This window comes from Streptomyces sp. NPDC007205 (assembly GCF_040634095.1).
GTDB lineage: Bacteria > Actinomycetota > Actinomycetes > Streptomycetales > Streptomycetaceae > Streptomyces.
In genome coordinates, this window is record NZ_JBEYEW010000001.1 from 1 (window position 1) to 22,856 (window position 22,856).

The following is a 22,856-nucleotide window of genomic DNA, read 5'->3' on the forward strand; positions in this document are numbered from 1 at the left end:
CGCCGGTAAGACCCTGGTCGAGCTGTTCGGTCTCGCCCGCGAGCTGAACATCGACGCCGAGGGCATCGACATGGGCCCGTCCCCCACGGACGCCGCCCTCGCCGCCGACCTGGCGCTGCCGATCGAGGAGCTGGAGCTCACCGTTCGGTCGTACAACTGCCTCAAGCGCGAGGGCATCCACTCCGTGGGTGAGCTCGTCGCGCGTTCCGAGGCCGACCTGCTGGACATCCGCAACTTCGGTGCGAAGTCCATCGACGAGGTCAAGGCGAAGCTGGCCGGCATGGGCCTGGCCCTCAAGGACAGCCCGCCCGGATTCGACCCCACGGCCGCTGCCGACGCCTTCGGCGCCGACGACGACGCGGACGCGGGTTTCGTGGAGACCGAGCAGTACTGATCGGTCGTTGCCGGTGAGCATCCGCTCATCGGGTTCCTGACCCCGGTACCTGATACGGCCGGGGCAGACACACAGGAGAAGAACAATGCCGAAGCCCACCAAGGGTGCCCGTCTGGGCGGCAGCGCCGCGCACGAGAAGCTGCTCCTCGCGAACCTCGCGAAGTCGCTGTTCGAGCACGGCCGTATCACCACCACCGAGGCGAAGGCCCGCCGCCTGCGCCCGTACGCCGAGCGTCTGATCACCAAGGCGAAGAAGGGCGACCTTCACAACCGCCGTCAGGTGCTCCAGGTCATCACGGACAAGGGCGTCGTCCACACGCTCTTCACCGAGATCGGCCCGCGGTACGAGAACCGTCCGGGTGGCTACACCCGCATCACCAAGATCGGTAACCGCCGTGGCGACAACGCGCCCATGGCCGTCATCGAGCTGGTCGAGGCGCTGACGGTGCAGCAGAAGGCCGTGGGTGAGGCCGAGGCCGCCACCAAGCGTGCGGTCAAGGAGGCCGACGAGGCCAAGGCTGCGGAGACCACCGAGGCTCCGGCCGAGGAGGCCGCTGCCGAGGAGTCGACGGAGGCCTGAGGCTCTGCCTGACGTGAAGCGGGTCCGCCCTTCGGGGCGGGCCCGCTTTCGCGTAGCTGAGAGGATCTAGGGGTGAGTGACGAAGTACAGCCCGGTCACGTACGTGTCCGTCTTGACCTTTCCTACGACGGGACCGAGTTCTCCGGGTGGGCCAAGCAGGCCGGAGGGCGGCGGACCGTGCAGGGCGAGATCGAGGACGCCCTGCGTACGGTGACGCGGTCACGGGAGACGTACGAGCTGACCGTCGCCGGGCGGACCGACGCCGGGGTGCACGCGCGCGGGCAGGTGGCGCACGTGGACCTGCCCGAGGGGGTCTGGCGGGAGCACAACCAGAAGCTGCTCAAGCGGCTCGCCGGGCGGTTGCCGAAGGACGTGCGGGTGTGGGCCCTCAGGCCGGCGCCGAGCGGCTTCAACGCCCGTTTCTCCGCCGTCTGGCGCCGGTACGCGTACCGCGTCACCGACAACCCCGGGGGAGTGGACCCCCTCCTGCGGGGCCACGTCCTCTGGCACGACTGGCCGCTCGACGTGGACGCCATGAACGAGGCCGCGCAGGCGCTGCTCGGTGAGCACGACTTCGCCGCGTACTGCAAGAGGAGGGAAGGGGCGACCACCATTCGCACCCTTCAGGAGCTGAGCCTCGAAAAGGGTGCCGACGGGATCATCACCGCCACCGTGCGCGCCGACGCGTTCTGCCACAACATGGTGCGCTCGCTGATCGGCGCGCTGCTGTTCGTCGGGGACGGCCACCGCGGGCCGGAGTGGCCAGGGAAGGTGCTGGCCGCGGGCGTGCGGGACTCGGCCGTGCATGTCGTACGACCGCACGGGCTGACCCTGGAGGAGGTGGGCTACCCCGCCGACGAGCTGCTGGCCGCCCGCAACAAGGAGGCGCGGAACAAGCGCTCGCTTCCGTCGGCGGGGTGCTGCTGAGCCCCGGGTCGCGACGTGATCCGCCGGACAGGCCCTACCGGTTCGCCGCCGCGGACGCCTGGGCCTGGCCGCGGCGGTAGATCTGGTCGAAGGTGAACTGCTGCAGGTCGTTGCCGACGGAGAAGACCTTCGTGTCCGTCTTGGCGACGTTCTTGCCGTCGAGGAAGCCGACGGTCGTGAAGTAGGCGTAGCGTCCCGCGGCGTTCGTGGTCGTCAGGCAGACCGCGGCGTTGCAGAAGTCCTTGACGCCCTTGCCGGGCAGGGAGCGCACCATGGCGTTCTTCTTGGCCTGCTTCTTGACCTGCTCGGCTTTTGCCTGGTCGGCGAAGACGGCGACGCCGACGGTGGCCGCGATGCCGCCCTTGCTGTAGGTCACGCGGATCAGGCGGGTGCAGCCGTTGGCGGTGAGGATCTTCGGAAGGTTGGCGCCGGCGGCGGAGGCACAGTTGGTGGTGTCGGCCGTGGCGCCCTTCTTGTACACCGTGTCGCCCATGGTCAGCTGGGTGCCGGGGAAGAGCGTGTCGGCGCTGAGCGGGGCGGTGTCCTTCTTGGCGCTGGCGATGAAGTCCTTCGGGTCCAGCGGCGGCGGGGCGCTGGTGGGTGCGAAGGACGGCGTGGCCGAGCCGCTGGGCAGGGAGGCGCTGGCGGGCAGGTTGCTGGGGCCGGCCTGCGGTCCGTCGTCGCCGTTCGCGGAGACGACGGCCATGGCGACCGCGGTGCCTATCGCGACCGTGGCGAGCGCGCCGCCGCCTGTGAACAGCAGCTTGCGGCGCTTGTTGCGGCTCTCCGAGGCCTCGGCGAGCGCTGCCCAGTCCGGGGTCCCGTCGTCACCCCCGCTGCTCCACGGCTGCTGGGAATTCGGTTTCCAGGGATCCCACTGAGACTGGGGTCCCCCCTGCCCGTAACTCATGGGGCGCATCTTAGACGGGGCGCGCAAGGTGCCGGGCCCGGTGCGACGGCATGCGGTGTTTGTCCGCCGACATGAGGGGGAAGGGCCTCGTTTTGACCCGTCCGGGGCCCTGCAGGTAACCTGCTTCTTCGTTGTGTATTGGCTTGCTCATTCTCACGGGACGGGCCCTTACACCGGTCCACCGGGCCGATGACCAGCGATCAGCACGCGGTTTGCGTCACCGCGGTGCGGTCAAGGCTGTCGTGATCGTTTCGGTGACCTGTTCAGGACCATTCACTCGAAGCGAAGGCTACGAACCGTGCGTACGTACAGCCCCAAGCCCGGCGATGTGACGCGCCAGTGGCACGTCATCGACGCTCAGGACGTCGTCCTGGGTCGTCTCGCCACCACCGCCGCGTCCCTTCTGCGGGGCAAGCACAAGCCGATCTACGCGCCCCACGTCGACACCGGTGACTTCGTCATCATCATCAACGCCGACAAGGTGCACCTCTCCGGCAACAAGCGGACCCAGAAGATGGCGTACCGCCACTCCGGCTACCCGGGTGGTCTGCGCTCCGTCCGTTACGACGAGCTGCTCGACAAGAACCCCGAGAAGGCCATCGAGAAGGCCGTCAAGGGCATGCTCCCCAAGAACACGCTGGGCCGTCAGATGCTCTCGAAGCTGAAGGTCTACAAGGGTGACCAGCACCCGCACGCTGCCCAGCAGCCGGTGCCGTTCGAGATCACCCAGGTCGCGCAGTAAGTCCGGCCACCCCCTAAGACCGAAGAGAATCTGAGGAGAATCGTGGCCGAGACCACTGCCGAGCAGCCGATCGAAGAGATCGACATCGAGAGCTACACCACCGAGTCCGAGGTCCCCGTCGAGGGCGAGTACACCTCGGAGTCCCTGGCCTCCCGCTTCGGCGAGCCCCAGCCGGCCGCCGGCCTGGGTCGCCGCAAGAACGCCATCGCCCGTGTCCGGATCGTTCCGGGCACCGGCAAGTGGAAGATCAACGGCCGCACCCTTGAGGACTACTTCCCGAACAAGGTGCACCAGCAGGAAGTCAACGAGCCCTTCAAGGTGCTCGAGCTGGAAGGCCGTTACGACGTCATCGCCCGCATCGCGGGTGGCGGTGTCTCGGGTCAGGCCGGAGCCCTCCGCCTCGGTGTCGCCCGTGCCCTGAACGAGGCCGACGTCGACAACAACCGCGGCCCGCTGAAGAAGGCCGGCTTCCTCAAGCGCGACGACCGTGCGGTCGAGCGCAAGAAGGCCGGTCTGAAGAAGGCCCGCAAGGCTCCGCAGTACAGCAAGCGCTAACCAGCAGCTGCCTGCTCGTACTCCGAACGCCCCGGCGGCACGCCACATGTGCCGTCGGGGCGTTCGTTTATCCCGGCCAAGGGCGTATAACGACACAAGACGTTCTCAGGCTGGTGTGATCGGATGACCCGGCGTCTGCCACCATGCAGGGCAGCAAGGACGCTTCCTCAGGAGGACAAGTGGGACGACTCTTCGGCACGGACGGCGTACGCGGTGTCGCCAACGCGGACCTGACCGCCGAGATGGCGCTCGGCCTGTCCGTAGCGGCGGCGCACGTGCTGGCCGAGGCGGGCACCTTCGAGGGCCACAGGCCGACGGCGGTGGTCGGACGGGATCCGCGCGCGTCCGGGGAGTTCCTGGAGGCCGCCGTGGTCGCCGGTCTGGCGAGCGCGGGCGTGGACGTCCTGCTGGTCGGCGTGCTGCCGACGCCCGCGGTGGCGTATCTCACCGGCGCGCTCGGCGCCGACCTCGGCGTGATGCTCTCCGCCAGCCACAACGCCATGCCGGACAACGGCGTCAAGTTCTTCGCCCGCGGCGGCCACAAACTCGCCGACGAGCTGGAGGACCGGATCGAGGCGGTCTACGAGTCGCACCGGCACGGCGAGCCGTGGGAGCGGCCGACCGGTGCCGGGGTCGGACGGGTGCGCTCCTACGACGAGGGTTTCGAGCAGTACGTCGGTCATCTGCTGTCGGTGCTGCCCAACCGGCTCGACGGGCTGAAGATCGTCCTGGACGAAGCGCACGGCGCGGCCTCGGGGGTCTCGCCGGAGGTGTTCTCCCGGGCGGGCGCCGAGATCGTCACGATCGGTGCGGAGCCGAACGGGCTCAACATCAACGACGGCTGCGGCTCGACCCACCTCGGGACGCTGAGGGCCGCGGTCCTGGAGCACCGCGCGGACTTCGGTGTCGCGCACGACGGTGACGCCGACCGGTGCCTGGCCGTGGACCACACCGGCGAGGAGGTCGACGGCGACCAGATCCTCGCCGTGCTGGCGCTGGCGATGCGGGAGCGTTCCGCGCTGCGATCCGACACGGTGGTCGCCACGGTGATGTCCAACCTGGGCTTCAAGCTCGCCATGGAGAAGGCCGGGATCCGGCTCGTGCAGACGGCCGTGGGCGACCGGTATGTGCTGGAGGAGATGAAGGAGCACGGCTACGCCCTCGGGGGCGAGCAGTCCGGGCACGTGATCATCCTCGATCACGCGACGACCGGCGACGGCACGCTGACCGGGCTGCTGCTGGCGGCGCGGGTCGCCGAGACCGGGCGCAGCCTGCGCGAGCTGGCCGCCGTGATGGAGCGGTTGCCGCAGGTGCTGATCAATGTGCCGGACGTCGACAAGTCGCGGGTACGGACCTCCGCGGACCTGGCCGCCGCTGTGGCCGAGGCCGAGCGGGAACTCGGCGAGACCGGGCGGGTGTTGCTCCGGCCGTCCGGTACCGAGCCGCTGGTGCGGGTGATGGTCGAGGCGGCCGACATCGACCAGGCGCGGTCGGTGGCCGGGCGGCTGGCCGACGCGGTGAAGTCGGCCCTGGGTTGATCCCCCAGGCCTAGCAAAAAGTGCACGATCCGTCACTGACTGTTTCTCTGACGTCGAGGCCGCTGAGAGCGGCGTCCCCCCTCGACGAAAGAGAAGCACAGCATGAAGATCGTGAGCAGCACACTGAGACGAGCGGTCGGTCCGGCTCTGGTGGCGGGTCTTCTCGTCGCCTCGGCCGCCACCCCGGCCGCCGCCCAGACACCGGGTTCCACGGCGTTCCGTATCTTCGGCGGCCTCGGCGGCCTCGGCGGCCTCGGCGGCCTCGGCGGCCTCCAGGCGCGCGCCGGTGTGAACAACACAGTCACGGCCACCGTCAACTCCGCGAGCCATCTGATTCTCACCGACACCACAGGCATCGCGATCGGTCCGGGCTGCACCCGGGTGCCCAACGATCCCAACAGCGCCGACTGCGGCCCGGTCAGCACGGTGACCCGGCTCGCCATCGCGCTGGGCGACGGGAACGACTCCTTCGATGGTTCCGGGGTTCACGTCAACACCACCGTCGATGCCGGTACGGGTACCGACACCGTGACCACCAATGGCGGCAATGACACGATCGGCGTCCAGGACGGCGTCGGTGGTGACACGGTGAACTGCGGCGATGGCACCGACACGGTGTTCGCCGACCCCGGCGACACCGTCAACGGGAACTGTGAAAGGCGGTTCTAGAAGCCGCCGGCCTTCGCCGTACGCTCCCGCTGTCTGGCCCACAGCCACTTCTGGGCCAGCAGCGTCAGGGTGCCGGCCAGGACGATGCCCAGCAGGTTGAGCAGGAGCTGGGCCGTGGAGCCCCAGGCCTGGCGGTACTCGGTGTAGGTGAAGGCCACCGCGGCGTTGGCGGCGGCCGGGACCGTGGTCACGGAGATCGCGACGCCCACCAGGGCGCCGGACTTCGCCGAGGTCAGGGAGAGCGTGCCGGCGATGCCGGCCAGGACCGCGACGACGAAGGAGAAGGTGTCGGGGCGGTAGATGAAGTTGGTGTTGGGGCGCTCGGCCTCCAGCTGGACCTTCGTGAACAGGTGGACACCGTCCATGAAGTAGCTGAAGCCGACCGTCACCAGCATCGCCACCGCGAAGCCCACCAGCAGCGCGATCAGCGAGCGCAGGGCGAGACGCGGGGCACGCCGCACGAGTGCCGTGCAGAACCCGGCCAGCGGGCCGAACTCGGGGCCGACGGCCATCGCGCCGACGATCAGGATGGCGTTGTCCAGCACCACACCGCAGGCCGCGATCATGGTGGCGATGGTGAGGAAGGCGACGTAGGTGACCGACAGCGTGGACTCCTCGTGCGTGGCCTCGGCGAGGTGCTCCCAGAGCACCGCGTCCGCACCCTCGCCGGGTGCCTCCTCCTCGGCCTTGTCGGCCCGCCGGGACAGGGAGAGATCGATGTTCTCGACGGCGATCGAACCGGTGTCGTCGAGCCCCAACCGCCGCAGGCCGCCGATGAGTTCGTCGCCGGCCTCCCGGGCCACGTCGCACAGGACGAGGTCACCGGCGGGGTTGCGGGCGGCCCCCGGCAGGACGACGAGGTGGGCCGTGCCGACCGTCTTCTCGATCAGTCGGACCACGTCGTCGGTCCGGTCGGCCGGGGTGATCAGGCGCAGATGCAGCATGGCGCCCATCTAACAGGCGTGGTCACAGCTTGCGCAGCCGCAGCCGCTGCACCTTGTGGTCCGGGCCCTTGCGAATGACGAGGGCGGCGCGTCCCCGGGTGGGGGCGATGTTCTCGACCAGGTTGGGCTTGTTGATCGTCCGCCACAGGGTGCGCGCGTAGTCGAGGGCCTCCTCCTCGGAGACCTGGGTGTACTTGCGGAAGTACGAGTTCGGGTTCTGGAAGGCGGTCTGGCGCAGCTTCTTGAAGCGGTTGAGGTACCAGCGCTCGATGTCCTCGGCGCCGGCGTCGACATAGACGCTGAAGTCGAAGTAGTCGGCGAGACCGACCCGGGTGCGGCCGTCCTTGCCGGGCAGGGCGGGCTGCAGGACGTTCAGGCCCTCGACGATCAGGATGTCGGGCCGGCGGACCGTGAGCCGCTGGTCCGGGACGATGTCGTAGATGAGGTGGGAGTAGACGGGGGCCGTGACCTCGTCCTTGCCCGCCTTGATGTCGGCGACGAACCGGGTGAGGGCCCGGCGGTCGTAGGACTCGGGGAATCCTTTGCGCGACATCAGGCCGCGGGCCTCCAGTTCCTTGGTGGGCAGGAGGAAGCCGTCGGTGGTGACCAGCTCGACGCGCGGGTGCTCGGGCCAGCGGGACAGGAGGGCCTGCAGGAGCCGGGAGACGGTGGACTTGCCGCACGCCACGGAGCCGGCGACGCCTATGACGAACGGGGTGCCGGACTGGGAGCCCTGCTCCCCGAGGAACGTGTTCAGGGCGCCTCTGAGTCCGTCGGTGGCGCCCACGTACAGATTGAGGAGCCGGGACAGCGGGAGGTAGATGTCCCGCACCTCGTCCAGGTCGATCACATCGCCCAGACCGCGCAGCTTCTCCACCTCCTCGGCGGTGAGCGGCAGCGGCGTCTTGTCGCGCAGCGCGCTCCACTCGGCGCGGGTGAGGTCGACGTAGGGAGTCGCCTCCGGCCTGTGCCGGTGGGCGCTCCGGGGCATCGGGGAGACCGGTGAGATCACAGTCCATTGTTAACGGAGTTTGAACGGGGCGGCGGGTGGGGTCCGTCACGCCCGCGGGCCCCACGAGCGGTTCGTATGGCGGTGGGAATTTCCGAATTCGGGCAGACTGAAGCGGTTTCTGGCGCTGGACGAGCCGTAGGCTGCGGCTCATGTGCGGAATCGTGGGATACGTAGGGTCACAGTCGGCGCTCGATGTCGTGATGGCCGGGCTGAAGCGGCTGGAGTACCGGGGGTACGACTCGGCCGGTGTCGCCGTGCCGGCGGACGGCGGACTGGCCGCGGTGAAGAAGGCAGGGAAACTGGTCAACCTGGAGAAGGAGCTGGTCGAACGGCCGCTGCCGTCGGGCTCGACGGGCATCGGGCACACCCGCTGGGCCACGCACGGCGGCCCCACGGACGCCAACGCCCATCCGCATCTGGACAACGCGGGCCGGGTCGCCGTCGTCCACAACGGGATCATCGAGAACTTCGCGGTGCTGCGCGCCGAGTTGGCCGAGCGCGGCCACGAGCTGAACTCCGAGACGGACACCGAGGTGGTCGCCCATCTGCTGGCCGAGGAGTTCTCCTCCTGCGCCGACCTGGCGGAGGCCATGCGGCTGGTGTGCCGGCGGCTGGAGGGCGCGTTCACGCTGGTCGCGGTGCACGCCGACGACCCGGACGTGGTCGTGGGCGCGCGGCGGAACTCCCCGCTGGTGGTGGGCGTTGGAGAGGGTGAGGCGTTCCTGGCCTCCGACGTCGCCGCGTTCATCGCCCACACGCGCTCGGCGGTCGAGCTGGGCCAGGACCAGGTGGTGGAACTGCGCCGCGACGGCGTCACGGTCACGGGCTTCGACGGCCGCCCGGCCGAGGTCCGCTCCTACCACGTGGACTGGGACGCCTCCGCTGCCGAAAAGGGGGGTTATGACTACTTCATGCTCAAGGAGATCGCCGAGCAGCCCAAGGCGGTCGCCGATACGCTGCTCGGCCGGATCGACCCGTCGGGTTCGCTGACGCTGGACGAGGTCCGTATCTCGCCCTCCGAGCTGCGCGAGATCGACAAGGTCGTCATCGTCGCCTGCGGTACGGCCTTCCACGCCGGTCTGATCGCCAAGTACGCCATCGAGCACTGGACGCGGATCCCGTGCGAGGTGGAGCTGGCCAGCGAGTTCCGCTACCGGGACCCGATCCTGGACGGCCGCTCCCTGGTCATCGCCATCTCCCAGTCCGGCGAGACCATGGACACCCTGATGGCCCTGCGGCACGCCCGCGAGCAGGGCTCCAAGGTGCTGGCGATCTGCAACACCAACGGCTCGACGATCCCGCGCGAGTCGGACGCGGTGCTGTACACGCACGCGGGCCCGGAGGTCGCGGTCGCCTCCACGAAGGCGTTCCTGACCCAGCTGGTGGCCTGCTATCTGGTCGCCCTGTACCTGGGCCAGGTGCGCGGCACCAAGTGGGGCGACGAGGTCGAGGCGGTGATCAAGGACCTCTCCGGGATCTCGGAGGACGTCGAGCGGGTCCTGGAGACCATGGAGCCGGTGCGGGCGCTCGCACGGACCCTGGCGCAGAAGAGCACGGTCCTGTTCCTCGGCCGGCACGTGGGCTACCCGGTGGCCCTCGAAGGCGCCCTCAAGCTCAAGGAACTCGCCTACATGCACGCCGAGGGCTTCGCTGCGGGCGAGCTGAAGCACGGCCCGATCGCCCTGATCGAGGAGGACGTGCCGGTGGTCGTGGTCGTCCCCTCCCCGCGTGGCCGCTCGGTCCTGCACGACAAGATCGTCTCCAACATCCAGGAGATCCGGGCCCGCGGGGCGCGCACGATCGTGATCGCGGAGGAGGGCGACGAGGCGGTGGTCCCCTACGCCGACCACCTGATCCGCATCCCGGCCACCCCGACCCTGCTGCAGCCGCTGGTCGCCACGGTCCCCCTGCAGGTCTTCGCGTGCGAACTGGCCGCCGCCCGGGGGAACGAGGTGGATCAGCCGCGGAATCTGGCGAAGTCGGTGACGGTGGAGTAGTCCGAGGGGGCGGTGCACTAGTCCGAGGGGGCGGTGCACCGGTGGCTCAGTGCACCGACAGGCCGCCGTCCACGAAGATGGACTGGCCGGTGACATAGGCGGAGGCGCGGCTCGCGAGGAAGACGGCCGCGCCTTCGAAGTCCTCGGCGAGACCGTTGCGGCCGGTCATCGTGCGCGCGGCCAGCGCCGCCACCTTCTCCGGGTCGGAGGACAACCGCTGGTTGAGCGGCGTCATCACGAACCCCGGCACCAGGGTGTTGACGGTGACGCCGTACGGCGACCAGGCCTCGGCCTGTGAGCGGGCCAGCGACTCCAGCGCGCCCTTGGAGACGCCGTACGCGCCGCTCTGCACGAAGGCGCGGTGGGCCTGCTGGGAGGTGATGTGGATGATCCGGCCGAAGCCCCGCTCCGCCATGCCGGGCCCGAACCGCCGGCCCAGCAGGAAGGGCGCCTCCAGGTTCACGGCCATGGTGGTGTCCCACACGTCCTCGCCCAGCTCGCTCATCGGCGGCCGCAGGTTGATCCCGGCCGAGTTGACGAGGATGTCGGGCTCGCCGAAGACACCGGCCGCCTCCTCGGCCGCCGCCCGCACACCGTCCCGGGTGCTCAGATCGGCCGCGACCCAGGCCGCCCGGCCGCCCTCGGCCGTCAACTCACCGACAGCGTCCGCCAGTTGCTCCTTGCCGCGCGCCACGGCGACCACACGCGCACCGGCTCGCGCCAGCGCCCCGGTGATGGCCCGGCCGATGCCGGAACTGCCTCCGGTCACCACGGCGACACGGCCGTCCAGCGAGAACAGGTCGGAGAGGTAGGCCCGGGACGTCATGGGGCGCAGCGTAGACGGCTGACGTGCGGCTCGGCAGGGGGATTTCGGCAGGTGGGCGGGTGTGGCGGGGCCGGCGATCGTAGGCTGCCCGGTATGAGCATCATCGGAGTGGGGATCGACGTCGCCGAGATCGACCGGTTCCGTGCCTCACTGGAGCGGACGCCGGGCCTGGCCGACCGGCTGTTCGTGGAGCGGGAGTTGCTGCTGCCCAGCGGGGAGCGGCGCGGGATCGCCTCGCTCGCGGTCCGGTTCGCCGCCAAGGAGGCGCTGGCGAAGGCGCTCGGCGCGCCGCCCGGCCTGCACTGGACCGATGCCGAGGTGTACGTCGAGGACAGCGGGCAGCCCCGGCTGCGGGTGACCGGGACCGTGGCGGCGCGGGCCGCGGAACTGGGCGTGCGGTCCTGGCATGTGTCGCTCAGCCATGACGCGGGGGTCGCCTCGGCCGTGGTGATCGCCGAGGGCTGAGCGCCCCGGGTGTGGACGGCCGCGGTTCCGGGGCAGACTCGGTGCCATGCGTACTGCGTACAGCGTGGAGACGGTAAGGGCGGCCGAACGCGCACTGATGGCGCGGCTGCCGGAGGGTGCGCTGATGCAGCGGGCCGCCGCGGGGCTGGCCGCCGCCTGCGCCGAGTTGCTCGGGCGGGTGTACGGCAGCCGGGTGGTACTGCTCGTCGGCAGCGGCGACAACGGCGGGGACGCCCTGTACGCGGGGGCCCGGCTGGCCCGGCGGGGAGCCGGGGTGACGGCCGTACTGCTCTCGCCCGAACGGGCGCACGCCGGGGGGCTCACCGCTCTGCGCCGGGCCGGGGGAACCGTCGCCGCGTCCGATGCCGCCGACGAGCTGATCGAGCGGGCGGATCTGGTGGTCGACGGGATCGTGGGGATCGGCGGCAGGGGCGGGTTGCGGCCCGATGCCGAGAAGCTGGCGCGCCTGGTGGAGCGGTCCCGGGCCGCCGTGGTGGCCGTGGACCTGCCCAGCGGGGTCGAGGCCGACACCGGGGAGGTGCGGGGGGCGGCGATCCGGGCCGACCTCACCGTCACCTTCGGCACCTGCAAACCCGGACTGCTGATCGACCCGGCGCGGGAGTACGCCGGGGTCGTACGGCTCGTCGACATCGGGCTGGAGCTGCCGGGGGAGGCCGAGCTGGAGGTGCTGCAGCATGCCGAGGTCGCGCGGCTGCTGCCGGTGCCCGCCGCGGAGAGCGACAAGTACCGGCGGGGGGTGGTGGGGATCGCCGCCGGGTCCGCGCGGTATCCGGGGGCCGCCGTGCTCGCCGTGTCGGGGGCGTTGCGGGGCGGGGCGGGCGCCGTCCGGTACGTCGGGCCCGCGGGGGATGCGGTCATCGCACGCTTCCCGGAGACGCTCGTGTCCGACTCCGGGCCGGCCGGGGCCGGGCGGGTGCAGGCCTGGGTGGTCGGGCCGGGGGCGGGCGACGACGCGGCGACCGTGGCCGAGGTGCTGCGCGCGGACGTGCCGGTGCTGGTCGACGCGGACGGGCTGCGGCTGGCCGGGCGGGACGCGGTGCGCGGGCGTACGGCGCCGACCCTGATGACCCCGCACGCGGGAGAGGCCGCCGCGCTGCTGGGGGTGCGGCGGGAGGAGGTCGAGGGGGCTCGGCTGGCCGCGGTGCGCGAGCTGGCGGCGGTGTACCGGGCGACCGTGCTGCTGAAGGGCTCGACGACACTGGTGGCCGGCGCGGCGGGCGGGGCCGTGCGGGTGAACGCCACGGGGACCTCATGGCTGGCCACGGCGGGCAGCGGTGACGTGTTGTCAGGGCTGGCGGGCTCGCTGCTGGCGGCGGGGCTGTCGGCGGTGGACGCGGGGAGTGCGGCGGCGTATCTGCACGGGCTGGCCGGCCGGTTCGCCTCGGACGGGGCACCGGTCGGGGCGCATGACGTCGCCGCCCGGATCCCGGACGCGTGGCGGGACGTGCGGAGCTGAACGCGCCCCGAAGGGGCGCGGGGAACCGCGCGATCAGCCCCCACGCACCCGCACCCGCGTACGGTCTTCCGTGGCCCGGCGAGTGGGCGCAGCCACGGTGGGCGTACCGGGTTCCACCCCCAGGGTGACCCTCCCGCGCGGCACCGCTGAACCGGCGGAGCCCCACGTTTGGCTGATCGCATGATCAGCAGACGAATCCGGTCCCGAGGCGTCGCCGTGCTGCTCGCCACCGCGGCCACCCTCACGACCGCACCCCGCGCGGCCGGCGCCCCCGCACCCCCCGCCCCGGCCCCGGCCCCCGCCCTGGAACTGGTCCCCGGCATCGCCCCCGGCCCCGCCCAGCCCTGGCAGATCGACACGCCCGACCAGGCGCTGCCGCCGAAGATGTACACGCCGACCGCGGCCGAGGACGCCGTCGAGCCCAAGGCGGCGGCGCCAGGGACGTACGACCTCATCGAGTACGTGCCGCTCGCCGACGCCGTCGGCAAGGTGACGTGCAGCAAGCAGGCCGGGCCCTACCAGCGGCAGGTGGAGCGCTGGCTGAAGCGGAAGGCGGACGGGAAGCAGTCCGCCGCCGACTGCAAGGCCATCCGCGCCTTCCAGACCAAGCACAAGATCAAGCCGGCCATCGGGTTCGCCGGGCCCGTCACCTGGTCGGCCATGATGCTCATCTCGGCGAAGAAGAACCCCAACGCCGCCAAGAGGTGCCCCGTCCGGTCGTACAAGGTCGCCTGCGTCGATCTGAACCGGCAGCTCACCTGGGTGCAGAAGGGCTCCAAGGTGGTGTTCGGGCCGGTGCCGATGCGCAGCGGACGCGCGGGGCACGTCACCCGCAAGGGCTGGCACACCGTCTACTGGCGGCACAAGAACCACGTGTCGACGCTGTACAACGAGCCCATGCCGTACGCCCAGTTCTTCGACGGCGGCGAGGCCTTCCACGCCGTCTACGGCAGCATCTACACCACCGTCGGCTCCTGGGGCTGCGTCAATCTGAAGCTCGGTGACGCGCGCAAGCTGTGGGGCGTGCTGAAGAAGGGCGACCACGTCTACGTATGGGGGCGGCGGCCGGGTACCTGACACTGCACTCCGGGGCCCGTACGGCCCTCTGAGAGACTGGGGGCGCGATGAGTGAGACTGCGACTGTGCCGACCGCCCCCCTGCGCGCCCGCGCCGAGATCGATCTGGGCGCCCTGCGGGCCAATGTGCATGCCCTGCGCGCCCGGGCGAAGGGCGCGGCCCTGATGGCCGTCGTCAAGTCCGACGGCTACGGCCACGGGGCGCTGCCGTGTGCCCGCGCGGCCCTCGCGGCGGGCGCGAGCTGGCTCGGCACGGCCACGCCCGAGGAGGCCCTCGCGCTGCGCGCGGCCGGGCTGCCGGGCCGGATCCTGTGCTGGCTGTGGGTGCCGGGCGGGCCCTGGCGGCAGGCGGTCGAGGCCGGCATCGACGTGTCCCTGAGCGCGATGTGGGCGCTGCGGGAGGTCGTGGCGGCGGCCCGTGAGGCCGGACGCACCGCGCGCGTGCAGCTCAAGGCCGACACCGGGCTCGGCCGCAACGGCTGCCAGCCGGCCGACTGGCCCGAACTGGTCGCCGAGGCCCTGCGCGCCGAGGCCGAGGGACTGGTCCGCATCACCGGGCTGTGGTCGCACTTCGCCTGCGCCGACGAGCCCGGGCATCCGTCCATCGCCGCCCAACTGGACCGCTTCCGGGAGATGCTGGCGTACGCCGAGGAGCAGGGCGTGCGGCCCGAGGTCCGGCACATCGCCAACTCGCCCGCCACGCTCACCCTCCCCGAGACCCACTTCGACCTGGTCCGCACGGGCATCGCCCTGTACGGCATCTCGCCCAGCCCCGAGCTGGGCACCCCCGCGGACTTCGGGCTGCGCCCGGTCATGACGCTCAGCGCCTCGCTGGCCCTGGTCAAGCACGTCCCGGGCGGGCATGGCATCAGCTACGGCCACCACTACGTCACCCCCGGCGAGACCACCCTCGGCCTGGTGCCGGTGGGCTACGCGGACGGCATCCCGCGGCATGCCTCCGGCACCGGTCCGGTGCTGGTCGACGGCAAGTGGCGGACGATCGCCGGGCGGGTCGCCATGGACCAGTTCGTGGTGGACCTCGGCGGGGACGAGCCGGAGGCGGGCGCGGAGGCGGTCCTCTTCGGGCCCGGCGACCGCGGTGAGCCCACCGCCGAGGACTGGGCGCAGGCCTGCGGCACGATCGCATACGAAATCGTCACGCGCATCGGAACCCGGGTTCCCCGCGTCTATGTGAACGGGGAAGAACTCGGGTAACCCGTCCCCGAGGACACGGTCACATCGGCAACGACAGCGATCGGGCACCACACCAGCACCAAAGATTTCATTGCGTTTCACCCACCCAGGCGAACTGCAGTACGGCGAAGAGGAGCGGTACGTGAGCGAGAGCAGTGCGGAGGCCGTGGCGGACGTCGTCGCCTCGGCGGCCGCCGCCTCCGCCGCGGGGGCGGCCGGGAGCTGGCGCAGGGCGACCGGCATCGCCGGCGCCGCGATAGGCGTGCTCGCCGCGGGCGCGGCGGCCGGCGTCGCCATCGAGCGGATGACGGTGGGCCGCGGCATGCGCAGGAAGGCCCGGCTCGCGCTGGACTCCGCGGGTCCCTACGGCACCCTGCGCGGCACCCCAGGCAAGGCGCACGCCGACGACGGCACCGAGCTGTACTACGAGGTCGACGAGGCCGAGCCCGACCCCGGGCCGAACGTCTCCCCGCGCCGGCGCCGCCTCTTCGGCCGCAAGGCCCCCGCGCCCGTGACCGTCGTCTTCTGTCACGGCTACTGCCTCAGCCAGGACTCCTGGCACTTCCAGCGGGCGGCCCTGCGCGGGGTCGTACGGACCGTGCACTGGGACCAGCGCAGCCACGGCCGCTCCGGGCGCGGCATGGCCCAGACCCGGGACCGGGTGCCGGTCACCATCGACCAGCTCGGCCGCGATCTGAAGGCCGTCCTCGACGCCGCCGTACCGGAGGGACCGATCGTGCTGGTCGGCCACTCGATGGGCGGCATGACCATGATGGCCCTCGCCGCCCAGTACCCCGAGCTGATCCGGGAGCGGGTCGTCGCCACCGCCTTCGTCGGCACGTCGTCCGGGCGGCTCGGCGAGGTCAACTTCGGGCTGCCCCTCGCCGGCGTCAACGCGGTGCGGCGGATCCTGCCCGGGGTGCTCAAGGCGCTCGGACAGCAGGCCGAGCTGGTGGAGAAGGGGCGCCGGGCCACCGCCGACCTGTTCACCGGGATCATCAAGCGGTACTCGTTCGCGGGGCGGGACGTCGACCCGGCCGTCGAGCGGTTCGCGGAGCGGATGATCGAGTCCACGCCGATCGACGTGGTCGCCGAGTTCTACCCGGCCTTCACCGACCACGACAAGACCGAGGCACTCGCCCACTTCCAGGACATGCCGGTGCTCGTACTGGCCGGCGTCCAGGATCTGGTCACGCCCAGCGAGCACAGCGAGGCCATCGCCGACCTGCTGCCCGAGGCCGAGCTGGTCCTCGTCCCGGACGCCGGGCACCTGGTGATGCTGGAGCACCCGGAAGTGGTCACCGACCGCCTCGCCGATCTGCTCACCCGTGCGGGTGCGGTCCCCGCAGGGGCTACCGTTACTGGCTATGGAAGCACCAGCAGCACCGCACCACCCCGCTGAGACCTGGCTGACCATCACCTCGCCCGAGCAGATGCGCGAGCTGGGCCGCCGACTGGCCAAGCTGCTGCGCGCGGGTGACCTGGTGATGCTCAGCGGTGAGCTGGGCGCGGGCAAGACCACGCTGACCCGAGGGCTCGGCGAGGGCCTCGGCGTGCGCGGCGCGGTCACCTCACCGACCTTCGTGATCGCCCGGGTGCACCCCTCCCTCGGCGACGGCCCGCCCCTCGTGCACGTGGACGCCTACCGGCTCGGTGGCGGCCTGGACGAGATGGAGGACCTGGACCTCGACGTCTCGCTGCCCGAATCGGTGATCGTCGTCGAGTGGGGCGAGGGCAAGGTCGAGGAACTGACCGAGGACCGCCTCCAGGTCGTCATCCACCGCGCCGTCGGTGACACGACCGACGAGGTGCGGCACGTGACGCTGACGGGCCTGGGGGAGCGCTGGGCGGACGCGGGTCTGGGGATGCTCACGGCCTGACCGGCACCGGCTTTCCGACAAGCCGTCGGCAACATATTGCGCAGGACGTCCCGGGCGTGGTCACATGGTACCCAGCCCGTAGTTAGGCGTACCTAACTACAACCGCCCCCGCTCGTCAGGAGGCGCCATGTCCGAGCCCCGTTCCACAGGAGCCGCAGGGGTGTCCATGCGCGACCTGCTGGCGTCATGCGCGGCGGCGAAGGAGGTCTCGCGGCCCCCACGCGCCCCTGAGCGCCCCGAAGGGACGAAAGGGGCGCGGGGCCCCGACGGCACAGCCCGGCACTGCGCCTAGCGAATCACAACGACCCGCACCCCGATGGTCGCGAAGGCCCACATCGCATCGCCGTCCGCCCGCGTCTCCCGAATCCCGCCGGTCCGCGCACTCGGGTCGGCCGCCGCCCGCGGGGCGGTCGCCGCGCTGAACCCGATCGCCAGCCCCTCCACGCTGGTGAACCGCACGACATGCTCGACGGGAACACCGTCGGAACCGGTGACCGCGCTCGAACGGGACGTGACCCAGTACGTGCCGACCGGCGGGTCGATGCTGCCCGGGTTCACCCGGAACGTGCGCTGCACCCGGTTCGTCTCGCCGACCAGCCAGACCCGGTCGTCGTCCACCGAGTACACGACCCGTTCGCCCAGGCCGGAACCGCGTGGCAGGGCGGTCGGGTCACGGCGGCCGCGGGGCGCCTTGCCGGCGGCTGTCAGGGGCGGTGCGCCCGCCGCGGGCCTGACGCCCAGACTCGCCGGGGCGGTCGCGTGGGCCTGGTAGGCGAGGAAGCCGACGGCTCCGAGGGCCACCGCGGTGAGGGCGGCCACGATCCCCGAGCTGGTCCCTGCCACGTGCGCCCACCTCCGCCTCGGGTCATATGTCGTACTTCGTACAGACAGACCGTAGCAGCCGGTGACCGTTCGACCCGGACGGCCATGCGTGAGCCGTGGGCGCCGTAGGCTGTTTGCGTGCTCTTGCTCGCTCTGGATACCGCAACGCCCGCCGTCACCGTCGCGCTGCACGACGGCACGGATGTCATCGCCTCGTCGAGTCAGGTGGACGCGCGCCGGCACGGTGAGCTGCTGCTGCCGGCCGTCGACCGTGTGCTCGCCGAGGCCGGACTCAGACTGGACGCCGTCACCGGCGTCGTCGTCGGCGTCGGGCCCGGCCCCTACACCGGTCTGCGGGTCGGTCTGATGACCGCCGACACCTTCGGCCTCGCCCTCGGCGTCCCGGTGCACGGCGTGTGCACGCTGGACGGCCTCGCCTACGCCGCCGACATCGAGAAGGGCCCCTTCGTCGTGGCGACCGACGCCCGGCGCAAGGAGGTCTACTGGGCGACGTACGCCGACTCCCGGACCCGGCTCACCGACCCGGCCGTGGACCGGCCGGCCGACATCGCCGAGCAGGTCGCGGGTCTCCCCGCGGTCGGCGCCGGTGCGCTGCTCTACCCGGACACGTTCCCGAGCGCCCATGAGCCCGAGCACGTCTCCGCCGCCGCCCTCGCCTCGCTCGCGGCCGAGAGGCTGGCCGCCGGCGAGGAACTGCCGGCCCCCCGCCCGCTGTACCTGCGCCGCCCGGACGCCCAGGTCCCCAAGAACTACAAGGTGGTCACCCCGAAGTGACCGTACGACTGCGCGAGATGCGCTGGTGGGACATCGACCCGGTCCTTGAGCTGGAGAAGGACCTGTTCCCCGAGGACGCCTGGTCCCGGGGCATGTTCTGGTCCGAGCTGGCCCACTCCCGGGGGCCCGAGGCGACCCGGCGGTACCTCGTCGCCGAGACCGACGGCCGTATCGTCGGCTACGCCGGTCTGGTCGCCGCAGGTGAGCAGGGCGACGTCCAGACCATCGCCGTGGCCCGCGACGTCCAGGGCACCGGTCTCGGCGCCCGTCTGCTGGCCGAACTGCTGCGGGCGGCGACCGCGTTCGAGTGCCACGAGGTGATGCTCGAGTGCCGGGTCGACAACGTCCGCGCCCAGAAGCTGTACGAGCGCTTCGGCTTCGAGCCGATCGGCTTCCGGCGCGGCTACTACCAGCCGGGCAACGTGGACGCCCTGGTCATGCGCCTGACCGACCCTTCCTCATCAGTGCAAGGAACCGAGATCAATGGCTGACGAACCCCTCGTCCTCGGCATCGAGACCTCCTGCGACGAGACCGGCGTCGGCATCGTCCACGGCACCACCCTGCTGGCGGACGCCATCGCCTCCAGCGTGGACGAGCACGCCCGCTTCGGCGGTGTCGTACCGGAGGTGGCGTCCCGCGCGCACCTGGAGGCGATGGTGCCGACCATCGACCGCGCCCTGAAGGAGGCGGGGGTCAGCGCCCGGGACCTGGACGGCATCGCGGTGACCGCCGGGCCCGGTCTCGCGGGTGCCCTGCTCGTCGGCGTCTCGGCGGCCAAGGCGTACGCCTACGCCCTCGGCAAGCCCCTGTACGGCGTCAACCACCTCGCCTCGCACATCTGCGTCGACCAGCTGGAGCACGGCCCGCTGCCCGAGCCGACGATGGCTCTGCTGGTCAGCGGCGGGCACTCGTCGCTGCTGCTGTCAGAGGACATCACCTCCGACGTCCGCCCGATGGGCTCGACCATCGACGACGCGGCGGGCGAGGCCTTCGACAAGATCGCCCGTGTGCTGAACCTGGGCTTCCCCGGCGGCCCGGTCATCGACCGGTACGCCCGTGAGGGCGACCCGGAGGCGATCGCCTTCCCGCGCGGCCTGACCGGCCCGCGCGACCCCGCGTACGACTTCTCCTTCTCCGGCCTGAAGACGGCCGTGGCCCGCTGGATCGAGGCGAAGCGCGCGGCCGGTGAGGAGGTCCCGGTCCGTGATGTGGCCGCGTCCTTCCAGGAGGCCGTCGTCGACGTGCTGACCCGCAAGGCCGTCCGCGCCTGCAAGGACGAGGGCGTCGACCACCTGATGATCGGCGGCGGCGTCGCGGCCAACTCCCGGCTGCGGGCGCTCGCCCAGGAGCGCTGCGAGGCGGCCGGTATCCGGCTGCGCGTGCCGCGCCCCAAGCTGTGCACGGACAACGGCGCGATGGTCGCCGCGCTCGGCGCCGAGATGGTCGCCCGCAACCGGGCCGCCTCCAGCTGGGATCTGTCGGCCGACTCCTCCCTGCCGGTCACGGACCCGCACGTCCCGGGCAACCACGACCATGTGCACGAGGTCAGCAAGGAGAACCTGTACTCATGACCGTCGCCCTGATGTGGGAGGCCCGGGCGGCCGACGGGCGGGGGGCGGAACTCCTCGCCTGGGCGCGGGAACAGCGCCTGGCGGAAGAGCCGCTCAGGCGCGAGACCTTCCGGGCACCGCAGGACCGGGTGCTGGTCATCACGTGGTGGGACGCGTCGTACGACGCCGAGCTGCCCCAACTGCCCGATCCCGGCGCGGAGTTGGTGACCCGGGCCGTGCACCGCTGGCGGTTCGAGTCGGTCGCGGACAGTTGAGTTTGGCGGTCCCGGCCGGACTGCGCTATGATCATCACACAGCGAACGGCCGGAACGCCGAATTCGAGACATCGAAGTCGGAACTCCGCCCCGGACGCAGTGCGTTGGTGGTCCAAGGAAAGACGTCCCGCTTCCTGCGGGGAGATGCAGGTGCAAGGCCTGCCCGGCGCTCCATCCGAAACCCGCCCCCGGTCCTCCGGGGGCGGGTTTCGCCGTTACGGCCGACCGGCTCGGTGCGGCTGCACCGGCTCGGCTGCGGGCCGGTCGAACTCCGCCGCCGCCCGCCGCTCCTTGAGCTGCGCGTACGCCATCAGCCCGAACAGCGCCGCCAGGAGCACGGCCGACGAGCCGAGCGTCCCCAGGTCCAGGCCCCCCTTGGCGACCGGCTTGGTGAGGAAGTCGCCGGCCGTCGCGCCCAGCGGGCGGGTCAGGACGAACGCGACCCAGAACAGCAGGACGTTCGGCACCGCCGGGACCTTCATCAGTGCCACCAGCACCAGCAGCGCGCCGGTCACCAGGGCGGCCCCGCCCAGGTAGCCGAGCCCTGAGCTGTCGGACAGGAAGTCGCCCATCGAGGTGCCGAGGGTGTTGGAGACCAGGATCGCCGACCAGAACAGGGCCTCGCCCCGGAAGGTGACGATCTCCGTGATCTGGAACGTCATCCCGCTCAGCTTCCAGCCGAGGAAGATCAGCAGCAGGATCGAGACCAGGATCGCGGCGCCCTCCGGATAGCCGAGGCCCAGACCCTGCGGGCCCCAGCCCAGCCGCGTCGCGCCGTTCGAGAGGTACTGGGCGCTGGCGTCCCGGTTCATGAAGTCGGACATCGTGGTGCCGGCCATGGAGGTCGACAGGATCACGGTCCAGTAGAAGAACGGGTTGTAGCGCGCCGAGCGCAGCTGGACCACCAGCGTCACCACGAAGACCAGGAACAGCGCGAGCGTGGTGAGGAAGTAGCCCAGCTTGAGCGTCTGGGAGAACAGGTCTCCCGCGGTCTCGCCCAGGGTCGTCGCCGCGATCTTCATGATCCAGAACGCGAGCGTCACCTCCGGCAGTTTCTTCATCACGGATTTCGTCTCGGATGTGGTCGTCAAGGGTGCTCCTGTGAGGGGGTGTCAGATGATCGACGACCCTGGCAGGGGCAACCTGAAACGATCCTGAACGCCCGTGTCAGGGGTCTTGCGGAACGGAGGTGGCTGTGCTTCTGCTGCTTCCGCCATGGCTCCATACGTTCCACCCGGCCCCTGAGGTTCAATCAGTTCCGGGACACCTCCACCTCGCACCGCAGGCGCCGCCCGGCCCCCACCACCCGGACCGGCCCCGTCAGCCGCAGCCGCACCCGGTGCCGTACCTCCGCGCTCGACGCCGCCACCCGCAGCTCCAGCGTGCCCGGTTCCACCACTCGCGCCCCGTACGGTCCGTGAAGCAGGACAGGCCGGCGTGGAAGCGGAAGGTGATCCGGCGGGACTCGGCCGCGCGCCGCCCGCACGGCGTGGTGCTGGTGCTGGTGCTGTCCGGGCTCGACGAGTCCCAGCGGGCGCTGCTGACCAGCCGGTCCATCCCGTTCGTGGTGATGGACCCGGCCGGCGACCCGGGTCCGGACGTGCCCTCCATCGGCGCCACCAACTGGCAGGGCGGCCTCGCCGCCACCCGTCATCTCGTCGAGCTCGGCCACACCCGGATCGGCGCGATCAGCGGCCCGTCCCGGATGATGTGCAGCCGGGCCCGCCTCGACGGCTACCGCGCCGCCCTGGAGACGGCCGGCCTGCCCGTCGACCCCTCACTGATCGCAGCCGGCGACTTCCGCCACGACTCCGGCTACCGCCTGGGGCTCGAACTGATGCGCCGCCCCGACCGGCCGACGGCCGTCTTCGCGGGCAACGATCTGCAGGCGCTCGGCCTGTACGAGGCCGCGCGCGAACGGGGACTGCGCATCCCGGGGGACCTCAGTGTCGTCGGCTTCGACGATCTGCCGGTGGCCCGCTGGGTCGGCCCGCCGCTGACGACCGTACGACAGCCGCTGACCGAGATGGCCGAGGCGGCGGCCCGGCTGGTGCTGGAGCTGGGGCGCGCGCAGGAGGAGCGGACGGCGACGCGGGTGGAGCTGCGACGAGCCTGGTGGTGCGGTCGAGCACGGATGCGCCCCCGGCGCAGTAGCGGTAGGGGCTGACCGCCGACCATGTGAAGACGGTGCTGATGCCGGTCGTCACGGCACCCGTGGAAAAAACCT

Annotated in this window: 24 protein-coding genes and 2 pseudogenes; 19 read left to right on the plus strand and 7 right to left on the minus strand. The window is 71.4% G+C overall.

All coding sequences use genetic code 11. The features are described 5' to 3' along the window. From ABZ624_RS00005 to truA, 3 genes are all read left to right on the plus strand, one after another. On the plus strand, positions 1-394 hold a 394-nt coding region (locus ABZ624_RS00005; protein ID WP_030045290.1), incomplete at its 5' end, for a DNA-directed RNA polymerase subunit alpha C-terminal domain-containing protein. A gap of 85 nt (positions 395-479) precedes the next feature. Then, positions 480-974: a 50S ribosomal protein L17 gene (rplQ, locus tag ABZ624_RS00010; protein WP_228621214.1), complete on the plus strand. Its 495-nt coding sequence runs from the start codon at positions 480-482 to the stop codon at positions 972-974. 72 nt (positions 975-1,046) lie between these two features. Then, complete coding sequence (truA, locus tag ABZ624_RS00015) at positions 1,047-1,901, plus strand: tRNA pseudouridine(38-40) synthase TruA (RefSeq protein ID WP_360081283.1); 855 nt, start codon at positions 1,047-1,049, stop codon at positions 1,899-1,901. 34 nt (positions 1,902-1,935) lie between these two features. Here the strand turns inward: truA and ABZ624_RS00020 are convergent, their stop codons facing one another. Continuing rightward, positions 1,936-2,811, minus strand: coding sequence for a hypothetical protein (locus ABZ624_RS00020; protein ID WP_360081284.1), 876 nt, complete (start codon positions 2,809-2,811; stop codon positions 1,936-1,938). 298 nt (positions 2,812-3,109) lie between these two features. Between ABZ624_RS00020 and rplM the strand changes: the two genes are divergently transcribed. The 4 genes from rplM (at position 3,110) to ABZ624_RS00040 (ending at position 6,315) form a co-directional block, all read left to right on the plus strand. Then, positions 3,110-3,553 (plus strand): 50S ribosomal protein L13, encoded by a 444-nt coding sequence (rplM, locus tag ABZ624_RS00025; RefSeq protein ID WP_124439888.1) that lies wholly within the window; start codon positions 3,110-3,112, stop codon positions 3,551-3,553. A 42-nt stretch (positions 3,554-3,595) separates the two neighbouring features. Next, positions 3,596-4,108 (plus strand): 30S ribosomal protein S9, encoded by a 513-nt coding sequence (gene rpsI, locus ABZ624_RS00030; RefSeq protein WP_100827765.1) that lies wholly within the window; start codon positions 3,596-3,598, stop codon positions 4,106-4,108. Between the two features lie 179 nt (positions 4,109-4,287). Next, complete coding sequence (gene glmM, locus ABZ624_RS00035; protein WP_360081285.1) at positions 4,288-5,646, plus strand: phosphoglucosamine mutase; 1,359 nt, start codon at positions 4,288-4,290, stop codon at positions 5,644-5,646. Between the two features lie 111 nt (positions 5,647-5,757). Continuing rightward, the gene (locus ABZ624_RS00040) at positions 5,758-6,315 is read left to right on the plus strand and encodes a hypothetical protein (RefSeq protein WP_360081286.1); all 558 of its coding nucleotides are present in this window, start codon (positions 5,758-5,760) and stop codon (positions 6,313-6,315) included. Here the strand turns inward: ABZ624_RS00040 and ABZ624_RS00045 are convergent. Together ABZ624_RS00045 and coaA are read right to left on the minus strand one after the other, a co-directional pair. Continuing rightward, positions 6,312-7,259: a DUF389 domain-containing protein gene (locus ABZ624_RS00045; RefSeq protein ID WP_360082093.1), complete on the minus strand. Its 948-nt coding sequence runs from the start codon at positions 7,257-7,259 to the stop codon at positions 6,312-6,314. The genes ABZ624_RS00040 and ABZ624_RS00045 overlap by 4 nt on opposite strands. Positions 7,260-7,281: 22 nt before the next feature. After that, the gene (gene coaA, locus ABZ624_RS00050; RefSeq protein ID WP_360082095.1) at positions 7,282-8,250 is read right to left on the minus strand and encodes a type I pantothenate kinase; all 969 of its coding nucleotides are present in this window, start codon (positions 8,248-8,250) and stop codon (positions 7,282-7,284) included. 170 nt (positions 8,251-8,420) lie between these two features. On the opposite strand from coaA, the gene glmS reads away from it, so the two are divergent. Continuing rightward, positions 8,421-10,268, plus strand: coding sequence for a glutamine--fructose-6-phosphate transaminase (isomerizing) (gene glmS, locus ABZ624_RS00055; protein WP_360081287.1), 1,848 nt, complete (start codon positions 8,421-8,423; stop codon positions 10,266-10,268). A gap of 46 nt (positions 10,269-10,314) precedes the next feature. On the opposite strand, the gene ABZ624_RS00060 is transcribed toward glmS, so the two are convergent. After that, a complete protein-coding gene (locus ABZ624_RS00060; protein ID WP_360081288.1) occupies positions 10,315-11,094 on the minus strand; it encodes an SDR family oxidoreductase in 780 nt (259 codons plus the stop codon). Between the two features lie 93 nt (positions 11,095-11,187). On the opposite strand from ABZ624_RS00060, the gene ABZ624_RS00065 reads away from it, so the two are divergent. From ABZ624_RS00065 to tsaE, 6 genes are all read left to right on the plus strand, one after another. After that, positions 11,188-11,559, plus strand: coding sequence for a holo-ACP synthase (locus ABZ624_RS00065; protein ID WP_351239047.1), 372 nt, complete (start codon positions 11,188-11,190; stop codon positions 11,557-11,559). A gap of 46 nt (positions 11,560-11,605) precedes the next feature. Then, complete coding sequence (locus ABZ624_RS00070; RefSeq protein ID WP_360081289.1) at positions 11,606-13,036, plus strand: NAD(P)H-hydrate dehydratase; 1,431 nt, start codon at positions 11,606-11,608, stop codon at positions 13,034-13,036. 180 nt (positions 13,037-13,216) lie between these two features. Then, complete coding sequence (locus ABZ624_RS00075) at positions 13,217-14,113, plus strand: L,D-transpeptidase family protein (protein ID WP_360081290.1); 897 nt, start codon at positions 13,217-13,219, stop codon at positions 14,111-14,113. 47 nt (positions 14,114-14,160) lie between these two features. Then, the gene (gene alr / locus ABZ624_RS00080) at positions 14,161-15,327 is read left to right on the plus strand and encodes an alanine racemase (protein WP_360081291.1); all 1,167 of its coding nucleotides are present in this window, start codon (positions 14,161-14,163) and stop codon (positions 15,325-15,327) included. A 121-nt stretch (positions 15,328-15,448) separates the two neighbouring features. Then, entirely contained in the window at positions 15,449-16,708 is a 1,260-nt protein-coding gene (locus tag ABZ624_RS00085) for an alpha/beta hydrolase (RefSeq protein ID WP_360081292.1), read from the plus strand. After that, positions 16,674-17,186: a tRNA (adenosine(37)-N6)-threonylcarbamoyltransferase complex ATPase subunit type 1 TsaE gene (gene tsaE / locus ABZ624_RS00090; RefSeq protein WP_360081293.1), complete on the plus strand. Its 513-nt coding sequence runs from the start codon at positions 16,674-16,676 to the stop codon at positions 17,184-17,186. Before ABZ624_RS00085 ends, tsaE begins: the two co-directional genes overlap by 35 nt. 288 nt (positions 17,187-17,474) lie before the next feature. On the opposite strand, the gene ABZ624_RS00095 is transcribed toward tsaE, so the two are convergent. Then, positions 17,475-18,029 (minus strand): hypothetical protein, encoded by a 555-nt coding sequence (locus ABZ624_RS00095; RefSeq protein WP_360081294.1) that lies wholly within the window; start codon positions 18,027-18,029, stop codon positions 17,475-17,477. A 117-nt stretch (positions 18,030-18,146) separates the two neighbouring features. On the opposite strand from ABZ624_RS00095, the gene tsaB reads away from it, so the two are divergent. The 4 genes from tsaB to ABZ624_RS00115 are packed head-to-tail and all read left to right on the plus strand — an operon-like array spanning position 18,147 to position 20,629. Next, positions 18,147-18,803, plus strand: coding sequence for a tRNA (adenosine(37)-N6)-threonylcarbamoyltransferase complex dimerization subunit type 1 TsaB (tsaB, locus tag ABZ624_RS00100; protein ID WP_360081295.1), 657 nt, complete (start codon positions 18,147-18,149; stop codon positions 18,801-18,803). Between the two features lie 17 nt (positions 18,804-18,820). Then, positions 18,821-19,294: a ribosomal protein S18-alanine N-acetyltransferase gene (gene rimI / locus ABZ624_RS00105; RefSeq protein WP_360082097.1), complete on the plus strand. Its 474-nt coding sequence runs from the start codon at positions 18,821-18,823 to the stop codon at positions 19,292-19,294. After that, positions 19,287-20,375 carry a tRNA (adenosine(37)-N6)-threonylcarbamoyltransferase complex transferase subunit TsaD gene (tsaD, locus tag ABZ624_RS00110; RefSeq protein WP_360081296.1) on the plus strand — a complete coding sequence of 363 codons (1,089 nt, stop codon included), beginning with the start codon at positions 19,287-19,289 and terminating at the stop codon, positions 20,373-20,375. The genes rimI and tsaD overlap by 8 nt, the downstream gene beginning before the upstream one ends. Continuing rightward, complete coding sequence (locus ABZ624_RS00115) at positions 20,372-20,629, plus strand: hypothetical protein (RefSeq protein ID WP_360081297.1); 258 nt, start codon at positions 20,372-20,374, stop codon at positions 20,627-20,629. Before tsaD ends, ABZ624_RS00115 begins: the two co-directional genes overlap by 4 nt. A gap of 215 nt (positions 20,630-20,844) precedes the next feature. Here the strand turns inward: ABZ624_RS00115 and ABZ624_RS00120 are convergent, their stop codons facing one another. Continuing rightward, positions 20,845-21,720, minus strand: coding sequence for a hypothetical protein (locus tag ABZ624_RS00120; protein ID WP_360081298.1), 876 nt, complete (start codon positions 21,718-21,720; stop codon positions 20,845-20,847). 161 nt (positions 21,721-21,881) lie between these two features. Beyond that, a pseudogene (locus ABZ624_RS00125) lies at positions 21,882-22,096 on the minus strand (hypothetical protein); the annotation flags it as partial. A gap of 1 nt (position 22,097) precedes the next feature. Here ABZ624_RS00125 and ABZ624_RS00130 point away from each other — a divergent pair. Next, a pseudogene (locus ABZ624_RS00130) lies at positions 22,098-22,783 on the plus strand (substrate-binding domain-containing protein); the annotation flags it as partial. Between the last annotated feature and the right edge of the window lie 73 nt (positions 22,784-22,856).

Excerpts from the sequence above, each read along its gene's own strand:
- ABZ624_RS00075 (WP_360081290.1), top strand. The coding sequence starts at position 13,217 with ATGATCAGCAGACGAATCCGGTCCCGAGGCGTCGCCGTGCTGCTCGCC.
- tsaE (WP_360081293.1), top strand. The coding sequence starts at position 16,674 with ATGGAAGCACCAGCAGCACCGCACCACCCCGCTGAGACCTGGCTGACC.
- tsaD (WP_360081296.1), top strand. The coding sequence starts at position 19,287 with ATGGCTGACGAACCCCTCGTCCTCGGCATCGAGACCTCCTGCGACGAG.
- ABZ624_RS00070 (WP_360081289.1), top strand. The coding sequence starts at position 11,606 with ATGCGTACTGCGTACAGCGTGGAGACGGTAAGGGCGGCCGAACGCGCA.
- ABZ624_RS00060 (WP_360081288.1), bottom strand. The coding sequence starts at position 11,094 with ATGACGTCCCGGGCCTACCTCTCCGACCTGTTCTCGCTGGACGGCCGT.
- rplQ (WP_228621214.1), top strand. The coding sequence starts at position 480 with ATGCCGAAGCCCACCAAGGGTGCCCGTCTGGGCGGCAGCGCCGCGCAC.
- alr (WP_360081291.1), top strand. The coding sequence starts at position 14,161 with ATGAGTGAGACTGCGACTGTGCCGACCGCCCCCCTGCGCGCCCGCGCC.
- ABZ624_RS00065 (WP_351239047.1), top strand. The coding sequence starts at position 11,188 with ATGAGCATCATCGGAGTGGGGATCGACGTCGCCGAGATCGACCGGTTC.
- ABZ624_RS00020 (WP_360081284.1), bottom strand. The coding sequence starts at position 2,811 with ATGAGTTACGGGCAGGGGGGACCCCAGTCTCAGTGGGATCCCTGGAAA.
- rimI (WP_360082097.1), top strand. The coding sequence starts at position 18,821 with ATGCGCTGGTGGGACATCGACCCGGTCCTTGAGCTGGAGAAGGACCTG.
- ABZ624_RS00115 (WP_360081297.1), top strand. The coding sequence starts at position 20,372 with ATGACCGTCGCCCTGATGTGGGAGGCCCGGGCGGCCGACGGGCGGGGG.
- ABZ624_RS00045 (WP_360082093.1), bottom strand. The coding sequence starts at position 7,259 with ATGCTGCATCTGCGCCTGATCACCCCGGCCGACCGGACCGACGACGTG.
- glmS (WP_360081287.1), top strand. The coding sequence starts at position 8,421 with ATGTGCGGAATCGTGGGATACGTAGGGTCACAGTCGGCGCTCGATGTC.
- coaA (WP_360082095.1), bottom strand. The coding sequence starts at position 8,250 with ATGCCCCGGAGCGCCCACCGGCACAGGCCGGAGGCGACTCCCTACGTC.